Origin of the sequence: Hydrogenophaga sp. (assembly GCF_018780385.1) — a bacterium.
GTDB lineage: Bacteria > Pseudomonadota > Gammaproteobacteria > Burkholderiales > Burkholderiaceae_C > Hydrogenophaga.
The window spans coordinates 89,254-100,805 of record NZ_JADMJO010000030.1 but is presented as its reverse complement, the minus strand read 5'-3'; the positions used below and the strand labels follow the sequence as shown (position 1 = coordinate 100,805).

The 11,552-nt window shown below is 66.3% G+C and carries 9 protein-coding genes and 2 pseudogenes; 5 read left to right on the top strand and 6 right to left on the bottom strand.

Going from position 1 to position 11,552, the window contains the following annotated elements; genetic code table 11:
- Nucleotides 1-429: 429 nt before the first annotated feature.
- Nucleotides 430-1,098 (top strand): 5,6-dimethylbenzimidazole synthase, encoded by a 669-nt coding sequence (gene bluB / locus IV113_RS12310; protein ID WP_291085177.1) that lies wholly within the window; start codon nucleotides 430-432, stop codon nucleotides 1,096-1,098.
- A 141-nt stretch (nucleotides 1,099-1,239) separates the two neighbouring features.
- Nucleotides 1,240-1,458 (top strand): annotated as a pseudogene (locus tag IV113_RS12305) (ATP-binding protein); the annotation flags it as partial.
- Nucleotides 1,459-1,671: 213 nt separating this feature from the next.
- Here the strand turns inward: IV113_RS12305 and IV113_RS12300 are convergent.
- Nucleotides 1,672-1,782 (bottom strand): annotated as a pseudogene (locus tag IV113_RS12300) (integrase core domain-containing protein); the annotation flags it as partial.
- Between the two features lie 105 nt (nucleotides 1,783-1,887).
- On the opposite strand from IV113_RS12300, the gene IV113_RS12295 reads away from it, so the two are divergent.
- The gene (locus IV113_RS12295) at nucleotides 1,888-2,556 is read left to right on the top strand and encodes a glutathione S-transferase family protein (RefSeq protein ID WP_291085175.1); all 669 of its coding nucleotides are present in this window, start codon (nucleotides 1,888-1,890) and stop codon (nucleotides 2,554-2,556) included.
- Here the strand turns inward: IV113_RS12295 and IV113_RS12290 are convergent.
- From IV113_RS12290 to IV113_RS12270, 5 genes are read right to left on the bottom strand one after another with little or no spacing between them, the layout of a single operon-like run.
- Complete coding sequence (locus tag IV113_RS12290; RefSeq protein ID WP_291085173.1) at nucleotides 2,553-3,380, bottom strand: oxidoreductase; 828 nt, start codon at nucleotides 3,378-3,380, stop codon at nucleotides 2,553-2,555. The two genes, IV113_RS12295 and IV113_RS12290, sit on opposite strands and share 4 nt — an antisense overlap.
- 26 nt (nucleotides 3,381-3,406) lie before the next feature.
- Nucleotides 3,407-4,084, bottom strand: coding sequence for a TetR/AcrR family transcriptional regulator (locus IV113_RS12285; protein WP_291085171.1), 678 nt, complete (start codon nucleotides 4,082-4,084; stop codon nucleotides 3,407-3,409).
- Nucleotides 4,077-7,202 (bottom strand): efflux RND transporter permease subunit, encoded by a 3,126-nt coding sequence (locus IV113_RS12280; protein ID WP_291085169.1) that lies wholly within the window; start codon nucleotides 7,200-7,202, stop codon nucleotides 4,077-4,079. The genes IV113_RS12285 and IV113_RS12280 overlap by 8 nt, the downstream gene beginning before the upstream one ends.
- Entirely contained in the window at nucleotides 7,199-8,356 is a 1,158-nt protein-coding gene (locus IV113_RS12275) for an efflux RND transporter periplasmic adaptor subunit (RefSeq protein ID WP_291085167.1), read from the bottom strand. Before IV113_RS12275 ends, IV113_RS12280 begins: the two co-directional genes overlap by 4 nt.
- The gene (locus IV113_RS12270; RefSeq protein WP_291085165.1) at nucleotides 8,353-9,834 is read right to left on the bottom strand and encodes an efflux transporter outer membrane subunit; all 1,482 of its coding nucleotides are present in this window, start codon (nucleotides 9,832-9,834) and stop codon (nucleotides 8,353-8,355) included. The genes IV113_RS12275 and IV113_RS12270 overlap by 4 nt, the downstream gene beginning before the upstream one ends.
- Before the next feature lie 75 nt (nucleotides 9,835-9,909).
- Between IV113_RS12270 and IV113_RS12265 the strand changes: the two genes are divergently transcribed.
- Nucleotides 9,910-10,560 (top strand): TetR/AcrR family transcriptional regulator, encoded by a 651-nt coding sequence (locus IV113_RS12265; RefSeq protein ID WP_291085163.1) that lies wholly within the window; start codon nucleotides 9,910-9,912, stop codon nucleotides 10,558-10,560.
- A gap of 261 nt (nucleotides 10,561-10,821) precedes the next feature.
- Nucleotides 10,822-11,469 (top strand): PEP-CTERM sorting domain-containing protein, encoded by a 648-nt coding sequence (locus tag IV113_RS12260; RefSeq protein ID WP_291085161.1) that lies wholly within the window; start codon nucleotides 10,822-10,824, stop codon nucleotides 11,467-11,469.
- Nucleotides 11,470-11,552 lie beyond the last annotated feature (83 nt).

The following is an 11,552-nucleotide window of genomic DNA, read 5'->3' as shown; positions in this document are numbered from 1 at the left end:
AGTATCGGCCTCCGAAGCCGAGGGTCGTGGGTTCGATCCCCGCCAGCCGCACCAAATGCCGTCAGAACTTGCGTAAGCTCCTGCTCTACGTATGGCTCTTCAGGCAAATCAATCTCTTACGCGCGCCCGCCCGGACACAAACCCGGACACATTGAGGCGCGGTCTCCGTCCCAAGCCGACCTCTCTGCTCCGATTATTCGATGCAGGAGCGACCATGCCTGCCCCCCCCCACCAGCCACCCGAGAGGTCGTGCAGGCGCGGATCAAGCTGGCAGGTCACTTGTTGCTGCCCGTGTACTGCTTCAGCGAACACAGCATGATCGAACAGATCGTGCAGCTATCAATGAAGGGCTGACCGAATTGACCAAGAATAAGCACGCATCCAACGCAAACACCACGTCGCAGTGCGGCATCGAACACTGAGCCCGCCATGCCTGACAAACCTGCCCTCGATCAGACCTTCTCGCCGGCCGAGCGAGACGCTGTTTACCGCGTCATTTTTGAGCGGCGCGATATGCGTCACTTCGCGGGTGGAACGGTCGCGCCCGAGCTGATGCGTCGGTTGCTCACCGCCGCGCACCATGCGCCTAGCGTGGGTTTCATGCAACCCTGGCGTTTTTTGCGTGTGGCGTCTCCAGCGTTGCGTTGCAAGCTGCACGCATTGGTGGAGCAAGAACGCTTGCTGACCGCCAGAGCGTTGGGTGAGCGGGAAGAGGCTTTCATGCGCCTCAAGGTCGAGGGCGTCAATGACGCGGCCGAGGTCTGGGTCGTCGCGCTTGCAGATGGACGTGAGCGGCATGTGTTTGGTCGCAGGACACTCCCACAGATGGACCTCGCTTCGACCGCCTGCGCGATTCAGAACCTCTGGCTGGCCGCCCGGGCAGAGGGGCTTGGAATGGGTTGGGTTTCGCTGTTCGATCCTATGGCCGTAGCGCGCCTGCTGGGCATGCCCGACGGGGCCGATCCGATTGCTCTGTTATGCATCGGTCCCGTGTATGACTTTTACGAGGAGCCGATGCTCCAGCGGCAACGCTGGGCCTCGCGTTGCGCGCTGGACGAAGTGTTGTTTGAAGACGCTTGGGACCAGCCCCTTGGATGACCGGATCGACGTCACCCAGCTAGCGTGTTAACACAAATGGCGATCGTGGCGTTTGAGCCGGACAACATCGAACATGGAGATCACGCCCGCACAATTCGTCCCCATTGAGCACTGCCTGCCCAGGTAGCGTGGCAACGTCTGGAGAAGGCGCAGAACAAGGCCGGGCAGTTGGCACACCGCCTGATGTACGTCGATCTGGTGATCCTGGATGAACTGGGCTATCTGCCGTTCACGCAGTCGGGCGGCGCGATGCCGTTCCACCTGCTCTCCAAACTCTACGAGCGAACGAGCGTGGTGACTACCACCAACCTCACCTTCTCGGAATGGAGCAGCGTCTTTGGCGACGCCAAGATGACCACCCAGTTCTCAAGTTCAAGCGCGGGCACGCTTTTGAACTCTGCAGAAATCCTCAACGACGGCAAGGTTCTGACTGATCCGCGTGCTTTTCTCCGTGCCGTGAATGAGTTGGGCCAAGGTGATCGACGAGATCCCCATGCGGCCGGCGTTGGCGTTAAAGACGGAGAGAACTTCCGGGGGGATGCCCGCTCGGCCATGAAGTGATGCTGGCTCAACCCGTTGCCGCCTGAACTCGCGCGGCGATTTCATCCTCAAGCTCGAGTGTGGGTGGACCTCATTGAAGTGCTCGAACGCCGCAGGCAGCTGCGCCAAGACAGTCCGTGAATCGCTGAGATCCATGCCGCTGACGTGAGTCCGCGTCTCGCAGACTGGCGCGATCGGCGACTGAAATGGCGCACGAGAGCGCACCAGTCGAATCTATGCTTCACGCTCATGATCACTCTCTACCACTGCGTTAGCGCGCGGTCCTTCCGTCCCCTCTGGATGCTGGAAGAACTGGGCATGCCCTATGAACTGAGGATGCTGCCGTTTCCACCCCGCGTGTTGGCGCGGTCGTACCTTGACCTCAATCCGCTGGGTACCGTCCCGCTGATGATCGACGGCCGCACGCGCATGACCGAGTCGGTAGCGATCTGCCAATACCTTTGCGCGTTGAGCGCCACGACGTCGCTGCAGGTCGAACCCACCGAAGATGACTATGGCGCCTACCTCAACTACCTCCACTTCGGCGAAGCCACGCTCACGTTTCCGCAGACGCTCGTGTTGCGCTATGCGCGCTTCGAGCCCGAACTTCGACGCCTGCCTGTCGTCGCGGAAGACTACGGAAAGTGGTTTCTTGCCAGACTGCGCACGCTGGAGCCGATACTGGCTCAGCAGGAGCATCTGTGCGCCGGACGCTTCACCGCTGCGGATGTCTCGGTCGGATATGCGCTGATGCTGGCGCAGCACCTTGGGCTCGCATCCCGCTTCACGCCCGGAGTTCAAGCCTATTGGGCGCGCTTGCAGCAGCGAGAGGGCCACCGCCGCGCCCTGCAATCCCAAGAACGCGCCGCAGCAGCGCAAGGCGTGTCCACTGTCCCTGCGCCGGACACCACGGCCTAGGCTGGCATCCGCAGTTGCTTGCGCAAGCTCTTGTCGAACGCGGACCGCGGAACGAAACGGCGCAACAGGCTCACTTGCCTCGCGAAGCCGCCCGCGGTGTATCGGGTGCCCGGCTTCGCCGTGGTGGCCGCCTTCAGGACAGCCTTTGCAACCACCTCCGGCAAGTCGGCAGTCAGCATCACCTCGCGTGTCACGTTTTCAGCATTGGAACGCGCGGACGCGTAATCGCCCAACGGCTGGTCGGCCTGGATCAAATTGCTCTCGAACGATGTGCGCGTGTAGGCGGGCTCCACGAGGATCACCCTGACGCCCACGTCCCGAACCTCGTGGTCCAGCGATTCCGAGTAGCCTTCCAACGCGTGCTTGCTCGCCCCATACAGCGCGAAGTAGGGGGCCGGGATAAATCCCTGCACGGAGCTGATATTGATGATGCGGCCCGAGCGCTGCAGGCGCATCACCGGGAGGACGGCCTTGATGGTTCGAATGACGCCGAACAGGTTGACGTCGAAGAGCGCCTTCGCTTGTTCGATCGATGATTCCTCGGCCGCTCCAATGAGGCCGACCCCGGCATTGTTGACCAGCAAGTCGATGCGTCCGGCTTTCGCGAGGACCTCCGCGATCGCGGCCTCGACCGAGTCATCGCTGGTCACGTCGCAAGCCACATGCTCCACGCCCGGGGTTGGCCGCGTCGGCGTCTTGCGAGAGGTGCCGAACACACGGTATCCGGCCTGCGCCAGCGCCCGCGCCGTCGCCTCTCCGATACCGCCCGATGCTCCTGTAAGGATGGCCACGGGGCCTGGTTGCTGCTTTTGTTGATGGGACATGGGTTGCTCCTGTGTTGAGAAAAAGTTCAGGTACCTGTGCTTGGGGCGTCGCCTTCCCGGCCGCAATCTGAATGCAGGTACAAGCCATCCAGGACAAGTTCGATGTGGCGGCCGAGGAGATCGGGGGTGTGCATCAGAAAGTCGTCCGGCACGAGTGCTCCCATCGTGTGCCGGTACAGGCACGCCATCACGATGGGCAGGATCAGCGCGTGCGCTGCGAGGTCGACATCGAATGCGCGGAATTCCCCGCGCTCAATGCCGCGCAGGAGAATGTGAGAAACGAGCGCGCGCACCGGACCCATCACTTCGCGGTTCCAGCAGTCCGCCAGTCCCGGGAAGTGCCGCGCCTCTGTCAGGACCAGTTTGAAGATGCCGCCAGCCTGGCTTTCCGCCAACGAAGCCTGCCACGCCGTCAGGGCCTGGCGGAGCAGCTCGCTGCTTGCGACCGCGCTCGTGGCCATCTGATCCACCCGCACTTCGATTCGGCTCGAGAAGCCCTCGGCGATGAGCGTCCTGAGCAGGTCTTCCTTGCTGTTGAAGTAGAAGTACAGCGTTCCCTTGGACACGCCGGCCCGCGCGGCGATCTCCTCCGTCCGGGCGGCCGCAAAACCCCTGTCCACAAAGACAGCCAGTGCGGCATCGAGCAGTTCTCGAGAACGCTCCGGCTTGCGCCGGCGGCGGCCGGGGTCGGCGAGCTCAAGCATGGGACCCTCCGCTCGCGCCTTGCGCAACCAAAGTGCCCGGCGCTGGCGCCTCGGCGGGGGAGTCGCGGCGCACGCGAAACCAGGCGGCGTACAGCGCCGGCACGAAGACGAGGGTGAGCGCCGTGGCCACGACGAGGCCGCCCATGATCGAGATGGCCATCGGTCCCCAGAAGACGCTGTGCGTGAGCGGGATCATGGCCAGCACCGCGGCGGCTGCCGTCAGCACCACGGGGCGCGAGCGCCGCACCGTGGCGTCGACGATGGCGGTCCAGGGCGCCACGCCGCGCGCGATGTCCTGGTCGATCTGGTCGACCAGGATGATCGAGTTGCGCATGATCATGCCGCTCAGGGCAATCACGCCCAGCAGCGCGACGAAGCCAAACGGCGTCTGGAACAGCAGCAGCGCCGGCACCACGCCGATCAGCGCCAGCGGCGCCGTCATGAACACCATGAACAGGCGTGAAAAGCTCTGCAGCTGGATCATCAGCAGCGTCAGCATCACCGCGAACATCGCCGGAAAGATCGCGAACAGCGCCTCGTTGGCCTTGTCGCTCTCCTCGATGGCACCGCCATCCTCGATGCGGTAGCCCGCGGGCAAGCTGTCGACGATGGGTTGCAGCGACGGGCGGATCTGCGCCGTGGCGTAAGGGCCCTGCACGCCGTCGACGACGTCGCTGCGCACGGTGAGCACCATGTCGCGGTTGCGTCGCCACAGCACCGGCTCTTCGAAGCTCGGCTCCACGCGGGCCAGCTGCGACAGCGGAACGGTCGCGCCGCTGGGCGTGAACACCTGCAGGTCGCGCAGTTGCCCGATGCTCTTGCGCTCTTCGGGTGTCGCTCGCACGACCACGTCGATGAGTTCTTCGCCGCGACGGATCTGTGTCACGGGCGCACCGTCCAGCGTGGTCTGCACCAGGCCCTGGATGTCGGCCGTGGACAGGCCCAGCAGCCGTGCCTTGTCCTGATCGACATGGACCTGCATCGAGCGGACCTGCTCGTTCCAGTCGAGCTGCGTGTCGCGCACCAGCGCGTTCTGGCGCACCGTGTCGCGCACCCGGTACGCGATCTCCCGCACCTGCGCCTTGTCGGGGCCGATGACGCGGAACTGCACCGGAAAGCCCACCGGCGGGCCGAACTCCAGACGCGTGACGCGCGCCGTGACATCAGGCAAGGCCTCGTCCTTGGCGAACAGGTCCATCAGCCGGGTGCGGACGCGTTCGCGCTGTTCAATGCCCACGGTCTTGATGACGAACTGTGCGAACCCCGGGTTGGGGAGCTCCGGCTGGATCGACAGATAGAAGCGCGGCGTGCCGGCGCCGGTGTAGGCGGTGAAGAACTCGATGTCAGGGTCCTTCGCCAGCTGCACTTCGAGCAGCTTCACCTGGCGCTCCGTCGCGGCGAAAGACGCGCCTTCGCGCAATCGCAGGTCCACCAGCAGTTCCGGCCGCGATGCGGTGGGGAAGAACTGCTGCTGCACTGTGAGCATGCCGGCTCCGGCGATCGCGAAGAGCAGCACCGTGGCACCGAGCACCCAAACCCGGCGCTGCACCGCCCAATCGATGACGGAACGCAGCCGGTGGTAGACGGGCCGGTCGTAGACATCGTGGTGTGTGCCCGTCTCCGGATTCCCCAGGTTCTTCGGCAACAGCAGCACGCCCAGGTACGGCGTGAAGATCACGGCCACCAGCCACGACAGGATCAGCGCCACCCCGACGACCCAGAAGATGCCGCCCGCATACTGGCCGGCGATCGATTTGGCGAACCCCACCGGCATGAAGCCGGCGGCGGTGACCAGTGTGCCGGTCAGCATCGGAAACGCCGTGGACGTGTAGGCGTAGGTGGCCGCGTCCAGCCGGTCCCAGCCTTCCTCGAGCTTCACCACCATCATCTCCACCGCGATGATGGCGTCGTCCACCAACAAGCCCAGTGCAATGATCAGCGCGCCCAGCGAGATGCGGTCCAGCGCCCAGCCGGCGGCGTACATCACGGCCGCCACCAGCCCGAGGACCAGTGGCACCGAAGCGGCCACCACGATGCCCGTGCGCCAACCGAGGAACAGGAAGGACACCGCCAGCACGATGGCCAGCGCCTCCAGGAACGAGCGCTCAAACTCCCAGACCGACTCTTCCACCACGCGCGGCTGGTCGGCGTACTGCTGGATCTCCACGCCCGCTGGCAGTTCCTGCCGCACCTGCACCAGCCGCTGTTCCAGCGCGTGACCGAAGTCCAGCACGTTGCCGTTGGCCTGCATGGTCACTCCGATGGCCAGCACCGGCACCCCGTTGTGGCGGATGGTCATGCTCGGCGGGTCCTCGTAGCCGGTGCGCACGGTCGCGATGTCGGCCAGCCGCAGCAACCGACCTCCCACTTCCAGCGTCACGTTGGCAACGTCGGCGGCGCTGCGCAGCCCGCCGTCAACGCGCACCTGCACGCGGTCGTGCGTGGTATCGGCTGAACCGGCCGGGGCCACCAGGTTCTGGCGCGTCAGCGCGTCGAACACCGCCGTCGACGGGATGCCGAGCGCGGCCAGCCGCCGGGTGGACAGCTCCACGTACACGCGCTCGGCCTGCTTGCCCAGAACGTCGACCTTCGCGGCGCCGGGCACGCCCTGGATGCGCCGCTTCACGTCTTCGGTGACCGCCAACAGCTCGGCCATCGACAGCTCGGGCGCGCTCAACGCGTAGAGCACGCTGTAGCGGTCGTTGTACTCGTCGTTGAAGAACGGCCCGCGCACGCCCTCGGGAAACTCCTGACGCACGTCGCCGATCTTCTTGCGCACCTGGTACCAGGCGTTGTCCAGCTCCGCCTTGGTGCTGCCGCCCTTCATCCACAGCGTGATGCCGCCGTAGCCCTGGCGCGCGAAGCTGCGCACGTATTCGAAGTGATCCAGCTCCTGCAGCCGGCGCTCGATGCGGTTGAGCACTTGGTCCTGCACGTCCTGCGCGGTGGCGCCCGGCCACACGACGATGGCCGTCATCTGCGGCACGTCGAAGTTGGGGTCCTCCAGACGGCCCAGCCGGCTGAAGGACAGGACGCCGACGATGAGCGTCGCGATGATCAGGAACAGCACCATCGGCTGGTGCGTGACGGCCCATTCCGAGAGATTGAAGCGTTTCATGACTGCCCTTGTGAGCTGCTCTTGCCGACGGGGGCCGGCGCGGCTTCGGGCGAACGTTCGACGGCCCGCACCTTGATGCCGGCATCGAGCTTCTGGGCACCGACGCTGACCACGCGGCTGCCGGCGGCCAGGCCGGTGACGCGCACCGACGCGTCGTCCATGCCGACCACCTGCACGGGCTGGAACACGAGGTCCGAGCCATTGGCATCCAGCACCCAGACACCCGCAGAGCCGCTGGCCTTCACCAGCGCCGTGACCGGCAGGGCGGCACTCGCCGCGCCCGCGGTCGGGTCGGACAGGTTCAGCTGCATGGTGCTGCCCAGTGGCAGCGCCGCGACCTGCGCGCGCGATTCGGGGGTCGCGGCATAGCGCACGCGGAAGGTCCGACCCTGCGCGCTGGCCAGTGGTGAGAGTTCGCGCAGCACCAGCTGCAGCGGCGCCTTTGCATCCTGCGCCGCGTCGTGCCAGGGCGTGGCCACGGCGGTGAGGGTTCGCGCCCGGCCCACCCATTCCTCGGGCAGGTCGGCGACGATCTCGCGTTCCCCGTCACGGGCCAGCGACAGCACGGGTTGGCCCTCGGTGACCACCTGGCCGCGCTCGAAGCGCAGCGCCGTCACCACGCCGGCATACGGTGCCACCAGCGTGGCATAGCCTTCGCGGTTGCGCGCCAGGTCGAGCTGGCGGCGGGCCTGGTCCAGGCGAGCCGCAGCCGCATCGGCACGCGCCTTCTGGCGCTCATGGTCGGCAGCACCCACCGAACCGTCCACCAGCAACCTCCCGAAGCGGGCCTCGTCCGATGCGGCCTGCTGCGCATCGACCGAGGCGGCCTGCACCTGGTCAGCGGCGGCCCGCATGGCCAGTTGGTAGTCGGTTGGATCGAGCCGGGCGAGCGGCTGGCCCGCCTTGACGACATCGCCCACCTCGACCAGACGGTCCACCACCTTGCCGCCGATGCGAAAAGCCATGTCTGTTTCGACACGGGCCCGGACGACGGAGGTGAACGAGCGCGTTTGCCGGGACAAGGCCTCGGTCACGGTGGTCACGAAGACCGGCTTGACGACGGCGGCGGGGGCGGGAGGGTCGCTGCAAGCGGCCAGGAGCAAGGCCGCGGCGGCCATGGCCGAGCGGGACAGGGTGGAGAAAGTTTTGTTCACTGGGGCGTCCTCTCGGTAGCGGAAGTCATGGCACGACTGGCACTGGGCGGCCCGAAGGCGCCGCCCAGTGCCTTGTAAAGTTGCACGTCGGCCAGCACTTGCTGAAGGCGGCTGTCCGACAGGGCGAGTTCGCTGGACAGCACCGATCGCTGCACGTCCAGCAGCACCAGAAGGTCGATCTGTCCTTCGCGCTGCAGCGACTGGGCGTGCTGCAGAGAGCGGCGGCGGTGTTCCACGGCGGTGGCCAGCGCTGCACCGCGCCTGGTCTCTTCGCTGCGCACAAGAAGGCTGTCCTCCACTTCCTGAACCGCCACCAGCACCGCCTTCTGCCAAGTCAGCAACGCCTCCTCGGCACGCGCGGACTGCGCGCGGATGCCGGCGTCGATGCGACCTGCATTGAAAAGCGGCGCGGCGAAGGCGAGCGCGACGTTGGAAAAGTGCACTGGTGCAAGGTTCTGAGCGTTCAGGCGCAGGTCCTGGCGGCCGAGCAAGGCGCTCAGGAAAAGCTTGGGCCACCACTGGGCCCGGGCCTCGTGGCCGCGGAGCGTCTCGGCCGCGAAGCGCGCCTCGGCGGCGATGAGGTCGGGACGGCGCATCAGCAGTTCGCTGGGTTGTCCTGTGCCGATCTCGCGCGTCCGGGGCCATGCATACGACGGCGCATCGTCGGTGACGCGTACGGAGGGGTTGCGACCCAGCAGCACCGCGAGCCGCGTCTGTGAGATGCCGGCCAGCGTCCGCAGTGACGGCACCTGCGCATCGAGCGCGTCGGCCTCGGCACGCGCGCGGTCCAGGTCGAAGGCGCTGGCTTGGCCTTCGCGCAGGCGGCTGGCCACGCGCGCAGCGGTTTCGCGCTGCGCTGCAGCGAGAGCCTGCACGATGCGCAATTGCTCCTCGGCGCCGCGCAGCACGAAATACTGCCGCACCACCTCGCTGGCCACCAGCAGCCGCGCGCCCGCTACACCTGCCATCGCGGCCGCGGTATCGGCACTTGCTGCGTCTCGACCGGCGCGCACGCCGCCGGCCAGGTCGATCTCCCAAGCCACCTCGACGCCGGCGCGCAGCGCACGCGTGTCCGGCATGCCCTGCTTGACCGGAGCAGGCAGGCCGCTTTCACTGCGCGAAGCTGAAGCCTGCAGACCGATCGTTGGCCACAGGCGAGAGTCCTGGGCATCGCCGCCTGCTCGCGCCTGCATGACGCGTTGCAACGCGATGGACACGTCCTGGTTGGTGGCCAGGGCCTGCTCGACCAACGCCGTCAGGGCCGGGTCCCCGTAGCCGGCCCACCAGGCGCCGTCGATGGCCTGGCCAGCCACCGGAGCAAGCCCGCCTTGCGCAAAGGCGGCCGTCAGCGGCACCGACGGCACGGGGGGCTGCACCGGTGGCACGGCGCAGCCCGACAAGATGGCCAGCGCCGCGAGCGCCACCGGACGGAGGAGCCGGGCGTCGAGATTCGGACTGCGATGCGGAGAGGGGGTCATGATCTCGTGTATATTGGACTAATGAGTACAGTAATTCTAGCGAACTATACTGGACTGTCAAGTACACCAAATCAGATGACAAAAACCGAAGACGATGCTGCGCCGAAGCCGCGCCGCGGCAGACCGCGCGATCCCGAGCGTTACCGGCGCATCCTGGACGTGGCGCGCAGCCACTTCTATGCGCACGGCTTGGAGCGGGCCAGTGTGGACGCTATCGCCGCCGAGGCCGGTGTCTCGAAGATGACCATCTACAGCCACTTCACGTCCAAGGAGGGGCTCTTCGAGGCAGAGGTCCGCGATCGCACCGAGCGCGTTGTGGGCGGCCTCGTGGGTGCTGGAATGTTGGACGAGAAGGAGCCCAGGAAGGCGCTGCTGGCCATCGGCGAGCAGTTCCTGACGCTGGCACGCGAGGATGAGGCGCTGGGTCAGTTCCGCTCGGTCTATGGCGCCGCCGGGGCGCAGCCCAAGGCCTGCCAGGCCTTCTACCGGCAAGGCGCCGATCGGCTGATCGGCGACCTGGCCGCGTACCTGCGCCGCGCCGACGCGGCCGGCACGCTGACGGTGCGGCACCCGCGCCAGGCGGCGGACCTGTTCCTGGCGATGTTCCTGGGCGACGGCCACATCCGCGGACTGTTGATGCTGGACATGCCCAGCGCCCGGGAGGACAGAGCGCTGTTGCGCGAGGCAGTGAGGGTTTTCATGGCCGCCTACACCCGGGTCGTCTGAGGCGGGGTGATGGGCCGGCACGTTCCAGATCGCACAACGCTGGAGGAGCGACTGCTGCCAGGAAGGCGCTGATGGCCTCCTTCGCTGCAGGCTCGGTCAGCCTTCGCGCGACTGTCGGTGCCCTTTACAGCGCCCACGCCGTCATCCGTGGGAAGTTGTTGCCAACGCCTCGTGCGGGCTGTGTTCCTCGTGATTGGCGCAATTCTTGCGGCCGCCGTGAGTCGCAAGCCGGCCTGACGCCGGCGTCCATATGGGGTTCCAATGAATATCAGGATTTCCAAACTGCTCTGTGCAGCGCTTGTTGTGCTGCCGAGCCTCGTCTGTGCCACGCCAACCACGGTTTATTTCAAGACCTTGGTCGACAGTCAGTCCAGCGACCCCCTCAGTCTGTTCGCCGCGGTCGGCCTGACCGTGGGCCGCGAGTTCACGGGGCAGTTCACCTTTGACGACACGGCAACCAATCTCGACGACAGCGGGGTGAACTTCGACGTTTTCCCGCTGGAGGCAATTTCCTGGAGCCTCGCGCCCGCCCTCAGTCCCCGCACCATCACGCTTCTCGGCTCCAACTTGCCAAGTGACGACTATTGGGGAGTGGCGGGCCAGTTCGACGCGGGCGGTGGCGTTGAGGGTCGCCTGTCGTTGGTACTTCGCGGCGATTGGGGATATCACGGCACCGTGGGTGCGGGCTTGGGCCATCCGATTCGGCCACCGCCCGCGTTCGACACGCCCTTTGACGACGCGTCGATCTTCTACCTGTCGGGGCGGGGAAATGGCGTGCTGAACGCCACCACCACGTTCTCGCGCACGCCGTTCGCCGCAGTGCCGGAGCCGGGCACGCTGGCGCTGCTCGGCCTTGCACTCGCGGGCCTTTGTACGGCCCGCCGACGCAAGGTCGCTGGGGGACGGTAAGCAGTCGCGCCGCTGCTGCAACGGCTGGCCTGGAGATCCAGGCTCTTCACCACCGCTTGATTCCGCCCACCCCCTCTGCCAGA

Excerpts from the sequence above, each read along its gene's own strand:
- IV113_RS12295 (WP_291085175.1), top strand. The coding sequence starts at position 1,888 with ATGATCACTCTCTACCACTGCGTTAGCGCGCGGTCCTTCCGTCCCCTC.
- IV113_RS12280 (WP_291085169.1), bottom strand. The coding sequence starts at position 7,202 with ATGAAACGCTTCAATCTCTCGGAATGGGCCGTCACGCACCAGCCGATG.
- IV113_RS12265 (WP_291085163.1), top strand. The coding sequence starts at position 9,910 with ATGACAAAAACCGAAGACGATGCTGCGCCGAAGCCGCGCCGCGGCAGA.
- IV113_RS12285 (WP_291085171.1), bottom strand. The coding sequence starts at position 4,084 with ATGCTTGAGCTCGCCGACCCCGGCCGCCGCCGGCGCAAGCCGGAGCGT.
- IV113_RS12290 (WP_291085173.1), bottom strand. The coding sequence starts at position 3,380 with ATGTCCCATCAACAAAAGCAGCAACCAGGCCCCGTGGCCATCCTTACA.
- bluB (WP_291085177.1), top strand. The coding sequence starts at position 430 with ATGCCTGACAAACCTGCCCTCGATCAGACCTTCTCGCCGGCCGAGCGA.
- IV113_RS12270 (WP_291085165.1), bottom strand. The coding sequence starts at position 9,834 with ATGACCCCCTCTCCGCATCGCAGTCCGAATCTCGACGCCCGGCTCCTC.
- IV113_RS12260 (WP_291085161.1), top strand. The coding sequence starts at position 10,822 with ATGAATATCAGGATTTCCAAACTGCTCTGTGCAGCGCTTGTTGTGCTG.